General features: G+C 64.5%; 15 protein-coding genes. 9 read left to right on the forward strand and 6 right to left on the reverse strand.

Annotation, left to right across the window (positions count from 1 at the left end; translation table 11 throughout):
• Positions 1–92 precede the first annotated feature (92 nt).
• Entirely contained in the window at positions 93–710 is a 618-nt protein-coding gene (locus tag ACZ5Y5_RS19025; protein ID WP_464810986.1) for a hypothetical protein, read from the forward strand.
• Positions 710–1,366 carry a hypothetical protein gene (locus ACZ5Y5_RS19030; protein ID WP_464811607.1) on the forward strand — a complete coding sequence of 219 codons (657 nt, stop codon included), beginning with the start codon at positions 710–712 and terminating at the stop codon, positions 1,364–1,366. Before ACZ5Y5_RS19025 ends, ACZ5Y5_RS19030 begins: the two co-directional genes overlap by 1 nt.
• Positions 1,367–1,527: 161 nt before the next feature.
• On the opposite strand, the gene ACZ5Y5_RS19035 is transcribed toward ACZ5Y5_RS19030, so the two are convergent.
• Positions 1,528–1,980, reverse strand: coding sequence for a peptidylprolyl isomerase (locus tag ACZ5Y5_RS19035; protein ID WP_464810987.1), 453 nt, complete (start codon positions 1,978–1,980; stop codon positions 1,528–1,530).
• A gap of 157 nt (positions 1,981–2,137) precedes the next feature.
• Here ACZ5Y5_RS19035 and mgtE point away from each other — a divergent pair, with 157 nt between their 5' ends.
• The gene (gene mgtE / locus ACZ5Y5_RS19040; protein WP_464810988.1) at positions 2,138–3,586 is read left to right on the forward strand and encodes a magnesium transporter; all 1,449 of its coding nucleotides are present in this window, start codon (positions 2,138–2,140) and stop codon (positions 3,584–3,586) included.
• Between the two features lie 47 nt (positions 3,587–3,633).
• Positions 3,634–4,032, forward strand: coding sequence for a DUF1489 family protein (locus ACZ5Y5_RS19045; RefSeq protein WP_464810989.1), 399 nt, complete (start codon positions 3,634–3,636; stop codon positions 4,030–4,032).
• A 159-nt stretch (positions 4,033–4,191) separates the two neighbouring features.
• On the opposite strand, the gene rpoN is transcribed toward ACZ5Y5_RS19045, so the two are convergent.
• Complete coding sequence (rpoN, locus tag ACZ5Y5_RS19050) at positions 4,192–5,697, reverse strand: RNA polymerase factor sigma-54 (RefSeq protein ID WP_464810990.1); 1,506 nt, start codon at positions 5,695–5,697, stop codon at positions 4,192–4,194.
• Positions 5,698–5,746: 49 nt separating this feature from the next.
• The gene (lptB, locus tag ACZ5Y5_RS19055; RefSeq protein WP_464811608.1) at positions 5,747–6,532 is read right to left on the reverse strand and encodes an LPS export ABC transporter ATP-binding protein; all 786 of its coding nucleotides are present in this window, start codon (positions 6,530–6,532) and stop codon (positions 5,747–5,749) included.
• A 246-nt stretch (positions 6,533–6,778) separates the two neighbouring features.
• On the opposite strand from lptB, the gene cofH reads away from it, so the two are divergent.
• The 5 genes from cofH (at position 6,779) to ACZ5Y5_RS19080 (ending at position 13,312) form a co-directional block, all read left to right on the forward strand.
• Positions 6,779–9,082: a 5-amino-6-(D-ribitylamino)uracil--L-tyrosine 4-hydroxyphenyl transferase CofH gene (gene cofH / locus ACZ5Y5_RS19060; protein WP_464810991.1), complete on the forward strand. Its 2,304-nt coding sequence runs from the start codon at positions 6,779–6,781 to the stop codon at positions 9,080–9,082.
• Positions 9,082–9,912 (forward strand): HTD2 family dehydratase, encoded by an 831-nt coding sequence (locus ACZ5Y5_RS19065; protein ID WP_464810992.1) that lies wholly within the window; start codon positions 9,082–9,084, stop codon positions 9,910–9,912. The genes cofH and ACZ5Y5_RS19065 overlap by 1 nt, the downstream gene beginning before the upstream one ends.
• Positions 9,913–9,917: 5 nt before the next feature.
• Positions 9,918–10,763, forward strand: a complete 846-nt coding sequence (locus ACZ5Y5_RS19070) for an HpcH/HpaI aldolase/citrate lyase family protein (protein WP_464811609.1) — start codon at positions 9,918–9,920, stop codon at positions 10,761–10,763.
• 41 nt (positions 10,764–10,804) lie between these two features.
• Positions 10,805–11,917: a helix-turn-helix transcriptional regulator gene (locus ACZ5Y5_RS19075; RefSeq protein ID WP_464810993.1), complete on the forward strand. Its 1,113-nt coding sequence runs from the start codon at positions 10,805–10,807 to the stop codon at positions 11,915–11,917.
• A gap of 153 nt (positions 11,918–12,070) precedes the next feature.
• Positions 12,071–13,312 (forward strand): CaiB/BaiF CoA transferase family protein, encoded by a 1,242-nt coding sequence (locus tag ACZ5Y5_RS19080; protein ID WP_464810994.1) that lies wholly within the window; start codon positions 12,071–12,073, stop codon positions 13,310–13,312.
• A gap of 46 nt (positions 13,313–13,358) precedes the next feature.
• Here the strand turns inward: ACZ5Y5_RS19080 and ACZ5Y5_RS19085 are convergent, their stop codons facing one another.
• Genes ACZ5Y5_RS19085 through ACZ5Y5_RS19095 form a run of 3 tightly spaced genes read right to left on the reverse strand, consistent with a single transcriptional unit; the run spans position 13,359 to position 16,127 of the window.
• Positions 13,359–14,531, reverse strand: a complete 1,173-nt coding sequence (locus ACZ5Y5_RS19085) for an acyl-CoA dehydrogenase family protein (RefSeq protein ID WP_464810995.1) — start codon at positions 14,529–14,531, stop codon at positions 13,359–13,361.
• 3 nt (positions 14,532–14,534) lie between these two features.
• Complete coding sequence (locus tag ACZ5Y5_RS19090; RefSeq protein ID WP_464810996.1) at positions 14,535–15,737, reverse strand: acetyl-CoA C-acyltransferase; 1,203 nt, start codon at positions 15,735–15,737, stop codon at positions 14,535–14,537.
• Positions 15,738–15,752: 15 nt separating this feature from the next.
• Positions 15,753–16,127, reverse strand: a complete 375-nt coding sequence (locus tag ACZ5Y5_RS19095; protein ID WP_464810997.1) for a nuclear transport factor 2 family protein — start codon at positions 16,125–16,127, stop codon at positions 15,753–15,755.
• Positions 16,128–16,168: the final 41 nt, after the last annotated feature.

A 16,168-nucleotide genomic window follows, 5' to 3' on the forward strand; every position in this document is an offset into this window, starting at 1 on the left:
GAACGCCAGGTCGGGCTTCTTTGTCTCTTCATTCACAACCAATTCAACCGGGAGACGTTATCCTGCCAATATTGGAGAAAAGGAGAGAGGCGATGACGTGGTCCGGACAGAAGTTTCTGGCTGCGATTGGCCTTGCTAGCGCCGTCGCCCTGGGCGGCTGCGCCTATGACGATGGCTATTATGGCGGCGTGAGTGTGGGTTCGGGTTATTATGGCAGCGGCTATTATGGCGGCTATGATGATTATTGGGGCCCAGGTTATTACGGCCCCGCCTATGGCTGGTATGGCGATTATTATTATCCCGGCAGCGGCTATTATGTCTTTGACCGGGGCGGCCGCCGCCATCGTTGGAGCGAAGGCCAGCGCCGTTACTGGGAAGGCAGGCGCGGCCAGGCCCAGCAAGGCGGGCATTGGCGCGGCAGCATGGCGCAACCTGAACAAGGCCGCACCTGGCAGGGTCAACGCTGGCAAGGTCAGAGCGGGCAGGGTCAGCGTTGGCAGGGCGAGCGCGGGCAGGAACAGTCCTGGCAGGGCCGAGGCTGGCGCGGGCGCGATGGCGCTGGCGCTACGGCCAATCCGCCGGTGACGCGTAGCGAGCCGGGTGCGGGCAGCCCGCGCGGCGGCTGGACTGGCGGCCGGTCGGGTGACTCCGGCGGCAGGCGAGACGGGCGGTCCGATGGCGATCGTTGGCGCGGGACGTTGCGTCGCTGATGCGGGTGAAGGCCGGCGCAGCAGCGCTTATCGCATGCCTCTCGCTCGCCGCCTGTGACGGGCGGGAGGAAAGCGCGATCGACAACCTCGCCAACGGGGCCAATGCCGCGCAGGTGGAGAACAGCTTCCAGGCGGAAGCGCTGGCGGCGTTGGAGCCGCTGAAGCCGCCCGAGCCCGGAACGCCGGGCGGCCTGCCGGACGACAGGACGCCGCTGGAGGAAGGGTCGATCGATCCCAAGGGACCGCAGGGCGCCGCCCAGGTGGTGCAGGGCTATTATGGCCTGCTGGAGGAACGGCGCTTCGACGATGCGCAGGACCTGTGGAACGACCAGAGCGCCGTGGGCGCCGAGGAGGACGAGGTCTTTGCGCGGCGGTTCCGCAATTTCAGCGAAATCCACGCCAATGTCGGCGCGCCCGGCCAGATGGAGGGCGCGGCGGGATCGCTGTATGTGGTCGTGCCGGTGCAGGTCTATGGGCGGCTCGCGGCCAATGGGAAGCCATGGTACAGGCTTCGGCAGGTGACGTTGCGACGGGCCAATGATGTGCCGGGGTCGAGCAAGGCCGACCGGCGGTGGCATATCGAGGCGATCGGGCCTTATGTCGCGCCTGCGGAGGGTGAGGCCGGGAATGCGGCTGTGGCGAATGGTTCGGAATGATGGGGGCGGGAAACCGCGTTCCGTTAGTTAGAGCGAAGTCGAGAAACCTGGCGTAGCGCCATCCGCTTCTCGACTTCGCCGGAAGCGAACGGGGGAGGGGTTTGGATGACGCCCCTACAAAGAAGAAGGGGCTGATCTTTCGATCGGCCCCTTCGCTCTTATCAGGAAATGGTCGCCTTCAGGATCTTGCCCGGGGTGCGGGGCGGTTCGCCCTTGGGGAGGGCGTCCACATGTTCCATGCCGGAGGTGACTTCGCCCCAGACGGTATATTGCCCGTCGAGGAAGGTGGCGTCGTCGAAGCAGATGAAGAACTGGCTGTTCGCGCTGTTCGGGTTCGCCGCGCGGGCCATGGAGCAGACGCCGCGGACATGGGGTTCGCGGCTGAATTCCGCCTTCAGGTCAGGCAGCTTCGATCCGCCCATGCCGGTGCCGGTCGGATCGCCGCCCTGCGCCATGAAGCCGGGGATGACGCGGTGGAAAACCACGCCGTCGTAAAAGCCTTCCTTGGCGAGCTGAGTGATGCGTTCGACATGGCCGGGCGCAAGGTCAGGGCGCAGCTTGATGACGACATCGCCGCCGCTGTCGAGGGTGAGGGTGAGCGTTTCGTCGGCCATGAAAATCTCCTCTTTCGGGGGAGTGGGGAAATGTTGGTCCATATAGAGCGTTAGGCGGGGGATGGAAGCGCCTCAATCAACCTTTGAGGCATTGCATTTATCCCGTTCATCGGCAAAAGCAGCGAAATGTTACAGGAACCGGACAGTAGGGGACGCGATGAGCGAGCGAGCCGATATGGCCGAACCCCGGCCGGACGAACTGCCTGTTGACGGCGCTGTCGTTGATGGCAGGGCCGTCGAGCAGGCGGAATCCCGTCATGACGAAGATGACCGGCTGAGGCCGGACTTTGTTTCCGCCGTGCTGGACGCGGTGGAAGATGGCGACCGCGACCGGGCGCGCGAGCTGGTGTCGCCGCTGCACCCGGCGGATATTGCCGACCTTCTGGAACTGACGCCGTCCGACCGGCGCGGCGATGTGGCGGCTGCGCTGGGCGACCTGGTCGGCGCGGAGGTGCTGTCAGAGCTGAACGATTATGTGCGCGACGACCTGCTCGACGCGCTGGAGCCGCAGCAGGTCGCCGACTTCGCAGCCGAACTCGATACGGACGACGCGGTCGCGATCATCGAGGATATGGAGGAGGCCGACCAGCAGGCCGTCCTCGAAGCGTTGGACCCGGAAGATCGCGCGGCGATCGAAAGCGCGCTGTCCTATCCCGAGGAATCCGCCGGTCGCCTGATGCAGCGCGACCTGGTCGCGGTGCCCGAACATATGACGGTCGGGCAGGTGATCGACTATCTGCGCGACAATCGCGACCTGACCACCGATTTCTGGGAAATCTTCGTGGTGGACGAGGCGCATAAGCCGATCGGCACCTGCCAGTTGAGTTGGATCCTGACCTGCCCGCGATCGGTCGCGATGGCGGACGTCATGAAGCGGGAACAGACGCTGATCCCGGTCGATATGGACCAGGAGGAAGTGGCGCTCCGGTTTCAGAAATATGCGCTGATCTCCGCCGCGGTGGTGGATGCCAGCGGGCGGCTGGTCGGCATGATCACGGTGGACGACATTGTCCACATCATCTCCGAGGAAGCGGGCGAGGATATTCTTCGCCTGTCGGGTGCGGGCGAAGGCGACATCAACCAGCCCATTTTCGAAACGGTGCGCACGCGCCTGTCATGGTTGGTGCTGAATTTGGGGACGGCGGTGCTGGCGGCCTCGGTCGTCGGGCTGTTCCAGGGCACCATTTCCAAATATGTGGTGCTGGCCGTGCTGATGCCGATCGTGTCGGGCATGGGCGGCAATGCGGGGACGCAGACGATGGCGGTGGCAGTTCGGGCGCTGGCGACCAATCAGCTGACCAGTTCCAACACGATCCGCCAGATTGTCCGCGAATTCCGGATCGCGAGCGCGAACGGGACGGCGCTGGGCATATTGATCGGGATCGCGGTGGGGCTGATCTACGGCAATCATGATTTGGGGCTGGTGATTGCTCTGGCCATGCTGATCAACAATCTGGTCGCGGGGCTGGCCGGCATATTGGTGCCGGTTACGCTGGACAGGCTGAATATCGACCCGGCGGTGTCGTCGGCGGTGTTCGTGACGACCATGACCGATGTGATGGGCTTTTTCTCCTTCCTGGGACTGGCGACGATCTGGGGGCTTTGAAGGGGGCTGTCCCTTGACGGCTTCCGGCAAGCGCCCATCTTGATTCCATGCCGCTTCACATCACCAAGATCGCCTTTGGTAGCGAGAGTCCCGCGACCTTGCGGGCGTGGCTGGAAGGCCATGCGGAAGAGGCGCGGCTGACCACCCGCTATCTGCCCAAGCGGGTGAGCGAGATGGAGGGCGGGTCGCTTTACTGGATTCATCAGCATCGGCTGGTGGGACGCAGTCCGCTGATCGGGTTTCAGGAGACGGGGCAGGGACGCTTCTGGATCAGGCTGGAGCCGCGGCTGATCGCGGTGCGGGGTGCGCCGAAGCGGGCGCATCAGGGGTGGCGTTATCTGGAGGGGACGGATGCGCCGCCTGACCTGGGGTCGGATGAAGTGGATGATCTGGACGCGATGCCGCCTGCGATGCTGGGGGAATTGACGCGGTTGGGGCTGGTTTGAGGGCTTTGGGATCGCGCCCATTTACACGCGACTTCATTCTGAACTTGATTCAGCATCCTCGCGCGCGCGGTCCTGTGGGGCGCTATAGATCCTGAAACGAGTTCAGGATGACGGGTGTGGGCTGTTGAAGCGAACGGAGTTGGAGGGCGGCGGACCGGATCAGGCCGCTTTGCCTTGCAGCGCCTTTTGCCGCCGTCGCTGGACGGAGGAGCCGATGCCCAGAGACTCACGATATTTGGCCACCGTGCGGCGCGCTATGTCCATGCCTTTGGCGCGAAGCAGATCGACCAGCGTGTCGTCGGACAGGATGGCGTCCGGGGCTTCTCCGGCGATCAGGGCCTTGATGTGGCTCTTTACCGCTTCGGCCGATACGGCGCCCTCGCCATCGGAAGCCGCGATGCCGCTGGTGAAGAAATATTTGAGTTCATAGACGCCGCGCGGGCAGGCGAGATATTTGTTCGAGGTGACGCGGCTGACGGTCGATTCATGCATGCCGATGGTTTCGGCGACCATCTTGAGCGTCAGCGGTTTCAGGTGCGCGACCCCCTTGCGGAAAAAATCCTCCTGCTGGCGGACGATTTCGGTTGCGACCTTGATGATCGTCTTCTGCCGTTGGTCGAGCGCCTTGACCAGCCAGTTGGCGCTGGCGAGGCAGTCGGCGAGCCATGCCTTTGACGCGCGGTTCTGCGGGCCCGAGGCGAGTTCGACATAATAGCTGCGGTTGATGAGCAGGCGGGGCAGGGTCGCGCTGTTGATTTCGATCGACCAACCTTCGCGGGTAGGATTGACGAATAGGTCGGGGGTGATCGGCGCGGCGCGATCGGCCGAATAGCGGAGGCCCGGCTTTGGGTCATAGGCGCGCAATTCGCGGATCATGTCGGCCATATCCTCCTCATCCACGCCGCAGATACGGCGCAGCTGGGGGAGGGCTCCTCTGGCGAGGAGGTCGAGATTGGCGAGCAGCTTCGCCATGCAGGGGTCGTAGCGGTCGGCTTCCTTCGCCTGTAGCATCAGGCATTCGGCGAGGGAGCGCGCGCCGACGCCGGTGGGATCGAAGCTGTGGATGACGCCTAGCACCTGTTCGGCCTGCGCAAGCGGTACGCCCAGGCCGTGGGCGGTTTCAAGGAGGTTGGCCTCCAGATAACCCGCCTCGTCAATCTGGCCGATTAGCTGAGTGGCGATGAGCAGGTCGATGCCGGAGAGGGCGCTGCGCGCCTGATCCATAAGATGTTCCTGCAGGCCCTGTTCGGGATTGGCGAAGCTGTCGAAGTCGGGGGCTTCGCCGCTGCCGGAGAGCATGTCGATGCCGCCTGATCCGATGGCGGACGCGGCGCGATCGGCCGGGCCGTCGTCGATGAAGGTTTCCGCGCCATAATCCACGTCCAGCGGGGCGTCGGCTTCGCCCAGCCCCTGGCCGATGAGATCGTCCGTTGCGCCGGTTTCAGCGGAAAGGGTTGGACGCTCAATCTGTGCATCGATGCCGTCGGGACTTGCCGTGTCGGTCGGCGCGCCGGTCTCGAGCAGCGGGTTCTTTTCAAGTTCCGCCGCGACGAAGGCGTCGATTTCCAGATTGGAGAGCGCCAGCAGCTTGATCGCCTGCTGGAGCTGCGGCGTCATCACCAGAGACTGGCTTTGCCGCAGGTCGAGGCGCGGCGCGAGAGCCATCAGCCGGCGCCCTTGCGCTTATGGTGCAGGGGGGCGCGGGGGGCGCTCATCAGAGCGAGAAATTCTCGCCCAGGTAGAGGCGGCGGACCTCGGCGTTGGCGACCAGTTCGGTCGGGCTGCCCGCGAAGAGAACCTGGCCGCCATAGATGATACAGGCGCGATCCACGATTTCCAGGGTTTCGCGGACATTATGATCGGTGATGAGGACGCCGATGCCGCGCGTCTTCAACTGTTTCACCAGATCGCGAATGTCGGCGATGGAGAGCGGGTCGATGCCGGCGAAAGGCTCGTCGAGCAGGACGATCGAGGGGTTGGCGGCGAGCGCGCGGGCGATTTCGCAGCGGCGGCGTTCACCGCCCGACAGCGCCATGGCGGAGGAGTTGGCGAGGCGGGTGAGGCCGAATTCATCGAGCAGCTGGGCAAGCCGGGCTTCGCGCGAGGCCTTGTCCGGTTCGGCCAGTTCCAGCACGGCGCTGATATTCTGAGCGACGGTAAGGCCGCGGAAGATGGAGGTTTCCTGAGGCAGATAGCCAAGGCCCAGAATCGCGCGGCGGTACATGGGCAGGCCGGTAATGTCTTCACCATCGAGGATGATGCGGCCGTGATCGGGGCGGACGAGGCCCATGACCGAGTAGAAGCAGGTCGTCTTGCCCGCGCCATTGGGGCCGAGCAGGCCGACGACCTCACCCTTGCCGACGGTCAGCGAGACGTCGGTCAGGACGGCGCGCTTGTCATAGCTTTTGGCGATGGAGATGACCGATAGTCCTTCGCCCAATTCCTGCGGCGAAAGGGGCGCGGACACGCCCTGTCTATCCTGCATCATGAGATCGTCCATCATCCGTCCTTGCTGCTCCGTCGCCCGGAGATAAAATACCAGCACCGCCAAGGCAATTGGCAAGCTTTGTGCATGGGATCGCGGCCGGGGCAAGGGGAAAATGGGGAGCCGTGCCCTTCCCACCGTCAAAAGCTTGATTTAGCGCTCTGCAAGGGTCAGTGCAGGGGTAGGCGGCAACCGCGGCTATGCGGACCGAAAAAAACATCCGCTACTATAAAATTCAGCGGCCAGAATAAGAGGCGAGGAATGAGGATCGAGGATTTGGGTTCGGCCGTGTCATGGGAAGAAGCCCTGACGCGTCAGCCGCTGGAGGCGCTGCTGGAGCAGGCCGAGGCGATGACGCTGGGCTCGTTCGGCGCGACCGTCACCTATTCGCGCAAGGTCTTCATTCCGCTGACTCATCTGTGCCGCGATGTCTGTCATTATTGCACCTTCGCCAAGGCGCCGCGCCATGCAGGGTCGCCCTATCTGTCGATCGAGCAGGTGCTGGAGATTGCGCGGGCGGGCGAAGCGGCAGGGTGCCGGGAGGCGCTGTTCACGCTGGGGGACCGGCCGGAGGACCGCTATGCGGTGGCGCGTGCGGCGCTGGAGCAGATGGGGCACGACTCCACGCTCAGCTATTTGCGGGAGGCTGCTGCGGCGGTGCTGGCGGAAACGAGCCTGCTGCCCCATTTGAACCCCGGCATCATGGGGGACGATGATCTGGCGATGCTGCGGCCCGTTGCGGCGTCGATGGGGCTGATGCTGGAAAGCACGTCTGAGCGGTTGTGCGCCAAGGGTGGCCCGCACTATGGGTCGCCGGACAAGATCCCGGCGGTGCGGCTGGAGGCGATCGAGGCGGCGGGGCGGGCGCGGGTGCCCTTCACCACCGGCTTGCTGATCGGCATTGGCGAGACGCGGGTGGAGCGGATCGAGGCGCTGCTGGCGATCCGCGATGCGCATGCCAGGCATGGGCATGTGCAGGAAGTGATCATCCAGAACTTCCGGGCCAAGCCGGACACGCGGATGGCGGATCATGCCGAGCCGCCGCTGGAGGAGCATCTGTGGACCGTCGCGGCGGCGCGGCTGATCCTGGGGTCGGAAATGACGATCCAGGCTCCGCCCAATTTGCAGCCGGACGGGCTGGCGGCGCTGATGCGGGCGGGGGTGAATGATTGGGGCGGCGTGTCGCCAGTGACGCCCGATCATGTGAACCCGGAAGCGCCGTGGCCGCATCTGATGGCACTGGCGGCTGCAACGGCTGCGGCGGGACGGGTGCTGACGGAGCGGCTGGCTGTTGGACCGGCTTATGCCAAGGAACCGGAGCGGTGGCTGGAGCCTGAAGTCGCGCTGAAGGTGCGGCGGGCGGTGGATGCGCGTGGCCTGCCGATCGTCGAGCATTGGCGTGCGGGTGCGGGCGAAGCGCCGCCGGTGCTGCCCAAGGCCGGGCGGACGCTGATGGGCGGGCGGATCGAGGAGATCATCGCCAAGGCGGGCGAAGGGTTGGACGAGAGCGAGATCGTCACGCTGTTCCAGGCGGCTGGGCCGGACGCCGGGCGGGTCATGGAAGCGGCGGACGCGCTGCGGCGGAAGGCGGTGGGCGACGCGGTCACTTATGTGATCAACCGCAACATCAACTATACCAATATATGCACCTATCGCTGCGGCTTCTGCGCCTTTTCCAAGGGAACGGCGAAGGCTCTGCGCGGACCTGCCTATAAGCTCGATCTGGAAGAAGTTGCGCGCAGGGCGGCCGAGGCACAGGCGCGGGGCGCGACCGAAGTCTGCCTGCAGGGCGGTATTCATCCGGACTATGATGGGCATACCTATCTGTCGATCGTTCGGGCGGTGCGGGATGCGGCTCCGGGCATCCATGTCCACGCCTTTTCGCCGCTGGAGATTTCGCATGGGGCCTCCACGCTGGGCATGGAGCTGGAGCCCTATCTGGCGATGCTGAAGGAGGCGGGGCTTTCGACGCTGCCCGGCACGGCGGCCGAGGTGCTGCATGAGGAAGTGCGGGCGATCATCTGTCCTGACAAGGTATCGACCGACGAGTGGATCGCGGTGATGCGGGCGGCGCATCGGGTGGGGTTGAAGAGTACGGCGACGATCATGTTCGGCCATGTCGATGACTATCGCCATTGGGCGCGGCATTTGAGCGTCGTGCGCGGCCTGCAGGAAGAGACGGGGGGCTTTACCGAGTTCGTGCCGCTGCCCTTCGTCCATATGGAAGCGCCGATGTGGCGCAAGGGCAAGGTTAGATCCGGGCCGAGCTTTCGCGAGGCGCTGCTGATGCAGGCGGTGGCGCGGATCGCGCTGCACGGCGCGATCCCGAACATCCAGGCGAGCTGGGTGAAGCTGGGCGAGCAGGGCGTGATCGCGGCGCTGGGCGCGGGCGTCAATGACCTGGGCGGCGTGCTGATGGACGAATCCATTACGCGTGCGGCTGGCGGGGCGCATGGGCAGTTTTTCGATGTGGAGCGGATGCATCGCACGGCAGAGGCGGCGGGCCGCTTCGGCCGGCAGCGCACGACGCTCTATGGTGCGGTCGAACGGGAGGTTGCGGCCTGATGTATGGGGCGCTGGACGCTCTAGACCCAGCGGTGCTGGAAGAGTGGAAGGCAAGCGTCGGACGGAGCGAGACCCGCACTGAGATATTGGAGCATGAGAGCCTGCGCCGCTATGCGCTGGCGGTGGGGAGTGATCCCAAGATCGAGCAGATCATGCCGCCGCTTGCGCATTGGGCCTTTTTCCTGCCGCAGCCGGAGGATGGCGAGATTGGTGAGGATGGGCACCCCCGGCGCGGCGGCTTTCTGCCTGCCATCACCCTGCCGCGGCGCATGTTCGCGGCGGCGGACATTAGATTTGAAGCGCCGTTGCTGCTGGGCGAAGCTGCGGAAATGCTGAGCAGCATAGCCAATGTCGCGCACAAGAGCGGGCAGTCTGGCGATCTCGTCTTCGTCGATGTCGATCGGACGATTAGTCAGCAGGGGAGCGTCCGCGTGCGGGAGCGGCAAACCTATGTCTATCGGAACATGAGTTCTCCTGCGCCCATGCCGGTTCCGCTGGACCCGCCGGTCGAAGGGGAGTTGTGGCAGCCGGGGCCGGTCACTCTGTTCCGCTTTTCCGCCGCCACCTTCAATGGCCATCGCATCCATTATGACCTGCCCTATGCGCGGGAGGAGGAAGGCTATCCGGCGCTGGTCGTGCATGGGCCATTTACTGGGGCGAAGCTGGCGGCTTTTGCCGGGCGCGAAGGGAGGCTGGCACGCTTCAATTTCCGGGCGCAATCTCCACTGTTCCTGGGGCAGCCGATCCGGTTGCAGCGGGGCGATGGCGAGGTGCGAGCTATGCGCTGCGATGGGGCGACGGCGATGACGGCGAAGGTGGTATATCAATGAGCGGAATAGGCTTGCGTTCGCTGCTGTTCGTGCCTGGCGACCGTCCCGAGCGGATGCGCAAGGCGCTGGGCAGTGGCGCGGACGCGCTGATCCTGGACCTGGAGGACTCCGTCGCGTTGGACGCCAAGGCGCAGGCGCGGAAGGAAGTATCCGCCTTTCTGGAAGAGGCTGGGCGCGAGGATCCCGCGCTGTTCGTTCGTGTTAACCCGCTGGACGGGTGTCTGACCGACGCCGACCTGGACGCGATTGTGGGAGCCCGTCCAACCGGGATCATGTTGCCCAAGGCGGAAGGGGCGGCGTCGATCACTGACCTGGACGCCCGGCTGCGGGCGCGGGGCGACGAGCAGGCGTTGATCCTGCCGATCGTGACGGAGACGCCCAAGGCTCTGTTCCGGCTGGGCGAATATGCCGATGTGCGCGAGCGGCTGGCGGGACTGACATGGGGTGCGGAGGATCTGCCTGCGGCGGTGGGCGCGCTGACCGCACGCCATGCCGATGGCAGCTATACGCCGCCCTATGAGGTGGCGCGCGCACTGACCCTGTTTGCGGCGAGCGCGGCAGAGGTGCCGCCGATCGAGACGGTGTATCCGGCGATCCGCGATCTGGATGGGCTGGCGGTCTATGCGGAGCGGGGGGCGCGTGATGGCTTTCAGGGCATGATGGCGGTGCATCCCGATCAGGTGCCGGTGATCAATGCAGCTTTCACGCCGTCGGCCGAAGAGATTGCGCGGGCGCAGGCGGTGGTTGATGCCTTCGCCGCCAATCCCGGTGCAGGGGTGCTGACGCTGGACGGCAAGATGATCGACCGGCCCCATTTAAAGAGGGCGCAGGCGCTGCTGGATCGTTGCTGACGCGGCATTGACCTTCGACCTCCCATATGGGAGAGCGGGGCATGCCGTCGCTTTGGGCCGATCAGAATGAACTGTTCCTGCCGCTGGTGGACGGCATCCATGAAAGTCCGCCGTTCGGCGCTTTCATCCGTAACCTCGTCAGCCGCACCTATGCGCGCCGGGCCTTCCTGATCATCACGCTGGCCAATGCAATGCCAGAGCAGGAGCCGACGGTGATCCATGTCGCCGCGCCCCGTGCGTCGCAGGAGCCGCCGCTGGATTTCAAGCGGTTGGAAGCGCTGCGGCTGCATCCCTATGGTTCGTTGCGGCCGGGGCGCGTCTATGCGCTCGATGAGATGCTGAATTACGACAATGCGCAAGAGCTGGAGCGCCAGCGCGAGGCGTTGGACGAGATGAACATCCGCTATGGCCGCTGGTTGCGCGTGGCGGCGGGAGGCGCGGCCGATGCGCATTTCCTGCTGGTGCGGGAACGGGAGGATTTTTCCGCTTCCGCCGTCGCCGTGCTGTCTAGCATCGTACCCCATTTCGCGGCGGCGCTGCGGACGCTGGTGGCGTTGATCGAGGCGCGCTTGCAAGTGGGGATGGCACAAGGCGCGCTGGCGCGGCTGGGCGTGGCGCAACTGGCGTTCGATTGGGGCGGGCGGGTGATGGCGGCCGATCCGGCGGCAGAGGCAATGCTGACCTTTACCGTCAAGCCGGGGCCGAGTCCGGAACGGCGGCTGCAGCTGCTGCCCGAGACGGCGCACGCGCTGAATCGGGCTTGCGCGGAGATGGCCTCCGCCGCGCCGGGCGTCACGCGGGTGATCCGGATCGACGAGGCGCGCGAACTGGATCTGCTGTTGCGCAAGTCGGACCTGACGTTGAGCGAACCCTGCGCCCTGCCTGCGGTGATCGGGATAGTGCGCACGCCCCGGCGTGAGCCTGCCGTGGCGGCGACCGGCACTCTGGCTGTGCTGCACGGATTGTCGGCGAGCGAGGCGGCGCTGGCGCATGCGTTGAGCAAGGGTGAGAGCATTGTCGGCGCGGGCGAACAACTGGGCCTGACCAGCGAGACGGCGCGGAACTATTCCAAACGCATCTATGAAAAGACGGGCGCGAAGGGGCAGGCTGATCTGGTGCGGCTGATCCTAACGGGCCTTGCGCCCCTGGCCTGACGCGGTGCTTGCGGGGTTTTCCGGAGCCTTGAAACTGTAGAAAATATCGCGCCTCACCTGCAACTTTCGCGGTCTGTCGTCTGGCGCTTCAACAGAAAAGTGGGTAAAGGGCCGCCCAACTCTACGCATATAAATTTGGACCGGTAGGCGAGTATGACCATTGGAAAGGCAGCCCTGGAGGGCATCCGCGTTATCGACATGAGCCGCGTATTGGCGGGTCCCGTTGGCGGACAGATATTGGGCGACCTGGGCGCCGACGTAATCAAGGTGGAACGTCCCGGCGTCGGCGATGACGGACGGGGCTATGGCCTGGCCGAGGTGCAGGGCAAGGATGGGACGAGTCTCCGCCAAGGAGGGTTTTTCGCGGCGGCAAACCGCAACAAGCGCTCCATCACGCTCAACCATTCCAAGCCTGAGGGCCAGGAAATCCTGCGCAAGCTGGTGGAGAGCGCCGATGTCCTGATCGAAAATTACAAGGTCGGCGATCTGAAGCGGTTCGGGCTGGATTATGAGAGCCTGAAGGCGATCAATCCCGGCCTCATCTATTGCTCCGTCACCGGTTTCGGCCAGACGGGGCCAATGGCCGCGCGTCCCGGCTATGACGGGCTGTTCCAGGCGACGGGCGGCATGATGGCGGTTACCGGTATTCCCGATGGCCAGCCCGGGGCAGGGCCGCTCAAGGCCGGACCCAGCCTGGTCGATTTCATCACGGGCCATAATACCGCCATTGCTGTCTTGGCGGCGCTGCAGCATCGTAACCGCACTGGTGAAGGGCAGCATATCGATATCGCCTTGTTGGATAGTTCCGTGGCGATGCTGAGCCATATCATGCAGGATTATCTGCTCAACGGTGTTCCCCCGCCGCGCCTTGGCAATGGCGGCAATGGCGGTGGGCCGGCGGATCTGGTTCATACCAAGGACGGCATGCTGTATCTGACCGCGGGCGGTGACGAACATTGGCGTCGCCTGACCGTGCTCATGGGGCAGCCTGAATTGTATCAGGACCCGCGCTTCGACGATAATTACAAGCGGGGCAAGTTGAACCGTCTGGAGTTGATGGACATCATCAACGCATGGAGCCGCGGCTTCACTTCGGAAGAACTTCAGGCGAAGTTCGATGAAGTCAGCATCCCCGCCGCCCGCTACAATGAATTGCCTGAAGTCTGGGAAGATCCGCAGGTCCAGCATCGCGGGTTGCGCATCACGACGCCGCATCCATGGGCCGCGACGGGTTCGGTCGACCTCATCGCCAGCCCGCTCGCCAATATGTCGGCCTCCCCGGCCACGATCCGCAGGGCTCCGCCGCTGCTGGGCGAGCATACTGCCGAAGTGTTGGGTGAGCTGGGCTATGATGAAGCGCGTCTGGCCGAGCTGCAGGAACTGAAGGTCATCTGATTTGGGGGCTCCGGCGGCGGTTTCGCGCCGCCGGGCCTTTATTGCATCATCCTCTGGGTTCGCGTGGCATAGCGAGTGCGCGTTCGGATATGATGTTGCGTTGGATTTGGTCTGTGCCTGCGTAGATGGTGTCGGATCGTGACATGAGGTGCATGGTTGTGAGGCTGTTCATGCGTTCGTCGCTGACGCCTATTTCGCCTTGTTGACCCATGACCTCCATGGCGAGTTCGCCGAGCGCCACGTGCCATCGGGACCAGTAGAGTTTGTAGGTGTATGCGGCGCCTGAGAGTTCGGGGTTGTTTTCGCCGCCTGAGAGCATGCGCAGGCCGTTGTAGCGCATGATCTTGAGGCCGGCATGGGCCTGCGCAATCTTCTGGCGGATGAGCGGGTCGGATGCCTTGCCGTTGGTTTTGGCGATGGCGATGATGTCGTCGAGTTCGTTCTTGAAGTGCATTTGCTGGGCGAGGGTGGAGACCCCGCGTTCAAAGCCCAGGAGCGCCATGGCGACCTTCCAGCCTTCGCCTTCCGCGCCGATGCGGTCGATGGCGAGGGCTTCGGCTCCGTCGAAGAACACTTCGGCGAACTCGGCTTCGCCGGTCATCTGGCGGATCGGGCGGGCATCGACCCCGGGCTGGTCCATGGGGACCATGAGGAAGGAGAGGCCCTTGTTGCCCACGCTCCCGGGCTCGGTGCGGGCGACCACGAAGCACCAGTCGGCGATGGTGCCCATCGAGGTCCAGATCTTCTGCCCGTCGATGATGTATTTGTCGCCTTCAAGCCGCGCCTTGGTCTTGACGTTGGCGAGGTCGGAGCCTGCGCCCGGTTCAGAATAGCCCTGGCACCAGATGGCGCGGCCATGGGCGATGTCGGGGAGGAACCGGGCCTTCTGCTCTTCGCTGCCCATGGCGATGAGGGTGGGGCCGAGCAGTTCGACCCCTAAGTGCCCGGCGCGGGGCGGCCCCTTGGCCCGGGCATATTCCTCGGCGAAGATGATCTGCTCGGCGATCGAGGCATTGCGCCCGCCCCATTGCTCGGGCCAGCCAACGACGCTCCAGCGCGCCTCGCCCAGCGCTGCTTCCCAGGCGCGGCGTTCCTCGACATTGTCGACCTGGTTGGTCTGGCCGCGGATGGACTTGAACGGGCCGGAGAGCTGGGCGTTGAGCCAGTCGGCGGCTTCCTGGCGGAAGGCCTTGAGTTCAGGGGCGAAGGCGAGCTGCATGGATCAGGCGACCTCGAACAGGCCGGCAGCGCCCATGCCGCCGGCGACACACATGGAGACGACCACATATTTGACGCCGCGGCGCTTGCCTTCGATGAGGGCATGGCCAACCAGGCGCGATCCGGTCATGGCGAAGGGGTGGCCGATGGCGATGCCGCCGCCATTGACGTTCAATTTCTCAGGATCGATGCCGAGCGTGCGCTGGCAATAGATGGCCTGGTTGGCGAAGGCTTCGTTGATTTCCCAAAGGCCGATGTCGTCGATCTTGAGGCCGGTGCGCTCGAGCAGCTTGGGGATGGCGAACACGGGGCCGATGCCCATCTCGTCCGCGCCGCAGCCTGCGACCTGAAAACCCCGATAGATGCCCAGGACGGGCAGGCCTTCCTTCTGCGCGGTGTCAAGGTCCATGACCACCTGGGCGGACGCGCCGTCGGACAGCTGGCTGGCATTGCCCGCCGTCACATGCTTGCCTTCCTTGATGACCAGGCCGTTCTTGAACACGGGCTTGAGCTCAGAAAGCTTCTCGTAAGTGGTGCCCGCGCGGATGCCCTCGTCCTTTGTGAGGGTGAGTTCCTCCTTGCCGGTCTCATTGCCTTCCTTGTCGAAGAGCGCCTTGGTGACCGTGATGGGGACGATCTCGTCATCGAACTTGCCCGCTTCCTGGGCGGCGGCGGCGCGCTGCTGCGAGAGGGCGGCAAAGCGGTCCTGGTCCTCGCGGCTGATGCCATAGCGTTCCGCAACGATCTCGGCGGTTTCGATCATCACCATGTACGCGTTGGGATCGCGCGCCTTGATGAACTCGGACCGGTTGCGGAAGGCGGGATAATGTTTGTCGATGGTGAGCGAGACATTCTCGACCCCGCCGGAGATGGCGCAGTCGATCTCGTTGGCGATGATGCCGCGCGCGGCAAAGGCGAGCGCGTTGAGGCCCGAGGAGCATTTGCGGTCCATCGAGAAGCCTGCGGTGCTGTCGGGGAGGACCGAGCCGTGGACGGTCAGGCGACCGACATTGTAGCTCTGGGTGTTCCACTGGTTGGCAACGCCGAGATAGACATCGTCGACGCGGGCGGGATCGATGCCTGCGCGGGCGATGGCGGCATCGACCACATGGGAGGACATGAACGGCGCTTCGGTGTCGTTGAACGCGCCGCGATAGGCTTTGCCGACCCCGGTACGGGCGGTGGAGATGATGGCTGCTTCACGCATCGAATGGTCCTTTACTTAAAAGCCGTGCATGTTGGTGGGGCCCCAATAGGCGCGCATTTCGACGACCTCATTGGCTTCGTTGAAGCGGAAGGTGTCGATGACGTCGATGCGCTTGTGGCCGCCGTCATAATTGAGGTTCACCGAAAAGGGGAAGACGGCATAGTCGCCCGCGACCCGGACGGGGCCTTCGAGCTTCAATTTGGCGCCGGTCTTCATGGATTCGGCGTAGAAGGCGCGGATCGCTTCGCGGCCCTTGTGGATGGGTGAGCCGATCGGGTCTTCGACGGTCGCATCCTGCGCATAGAGGGTGGCGACCTGGTCGGCGCTGCCCGCTTCGAAGGCGGCGACATAGGCGTGGACGGCGGCTTCCATCCTGGTGGGATCTGGCATGGTTTTGGCTCCAACGGGACTGGTGGCGAGCAGGCTCAATG

The sequence above is a fragment of the Sphingobium sp. TomTYG65 genome (assembly GCF_055395525.1).

Bases quoted from the DNA above. Each gene is read 5' to 3' on its own strand.
- ACZ5Y5_RS19025 (WP_464810986.1), top strand. From the start codon at position 93: ATGACGTGGTCCGGACAGAAGTTTCTGGCTGCGATTGGCCTTGCTAGC.
- ACZ5Y5_RS19030 (WP_464811607.1), top strand. From the start codon at position 710: ATGCGGGTGAAGGCCGGCGCAGCAGCGCTTATCGCATGCCTCTCGCTC.
- ACZ5Y5_RS19035 (WP_464810987.1), bottom strand. From the start codon at position 1,980: ATGGCCGACGAAACGCTCACCCTCACCCTCGACAGCGGCGGCGATGTC.
- mgtE (WP_464810988.1), top strand. From the start codon at position 2,138: ATGAGCGAGCGAGCCGATATGGCCGAACCCCGGCCGGACGAACTGCCT.
- ACZ5Y5_RS19045 (WP_464810989.1), top strand. From the start codon at position 3,634: ATGCCGCTTCACATCACCAAGATCGCCTTTGGTAGCGAGAGTCCCGCG.
- rpoN (WP_464810990.1), bottom strand. From the start codon at position 5,697: ATGGCTCTCGCGCCGCGCCTCGACCTGCGGCAAAGCCAGTCTCTGGTG.
- lptB (WP_464811608.1), bottom strand. From the start codon at position 6,532: ATGGACGATCTCATGATGCAGGATAGACAGGGCGTGTCCGCGCCCCTT.
- cofH (WP_464810991.1), top strand. From the start codon at position 6,779: ATGAGGATCGAGGATTTGGGTTCGGCCGTGTCATGGGAAGAAGCCCTG.
- ACZ5Y5_RS19065 (WP_464810992.1), top strand. From the start codon at position 9,082: ATGTATGGGGCGCTGGACGCTCTAGACCCAGCGGTGCTGGAAGAGTGG.
- ACZ5Y5_RS19075 (WP_464810993.1), top strand. From the start codon at position 10,805: ATGCCGTCGCTTTGGGCCGATCAGAATGAACTGTTCCTGCCGCTGGTG.
- ACZ5Y5_RS19080 (WP_464810994.1), top strand. From the start codon at position 12,071: ATGACCATTGGAAAGGCAGCCCTGGAGGGCATCCGCGTTATCGACATG.
- ACZ5Y5_RS19085 (WP_464810995.1), bottom strand. From the start codon at position 14,531: ATGCAGCTCGCCTTCGCCCCTGAACTCAAGGCCTTCCGCCAGGAAGCC.
- ACZ5Y5_RS19090 (WP_464810996.1), bottom strand. From the start codon at position 15,737: ATGCGTGAAGCAGCCATCATCTCCACCGCCCGTACCGGGGTCGGCAAA.
- ACZ5Y5_RS19095 (WP_464810997.1), bottom strand. From the start codon at position 16,127: ATGCCAGATCCCACCAGGATGGAAGCCGCCGTCCACGCCTATGTCGCC.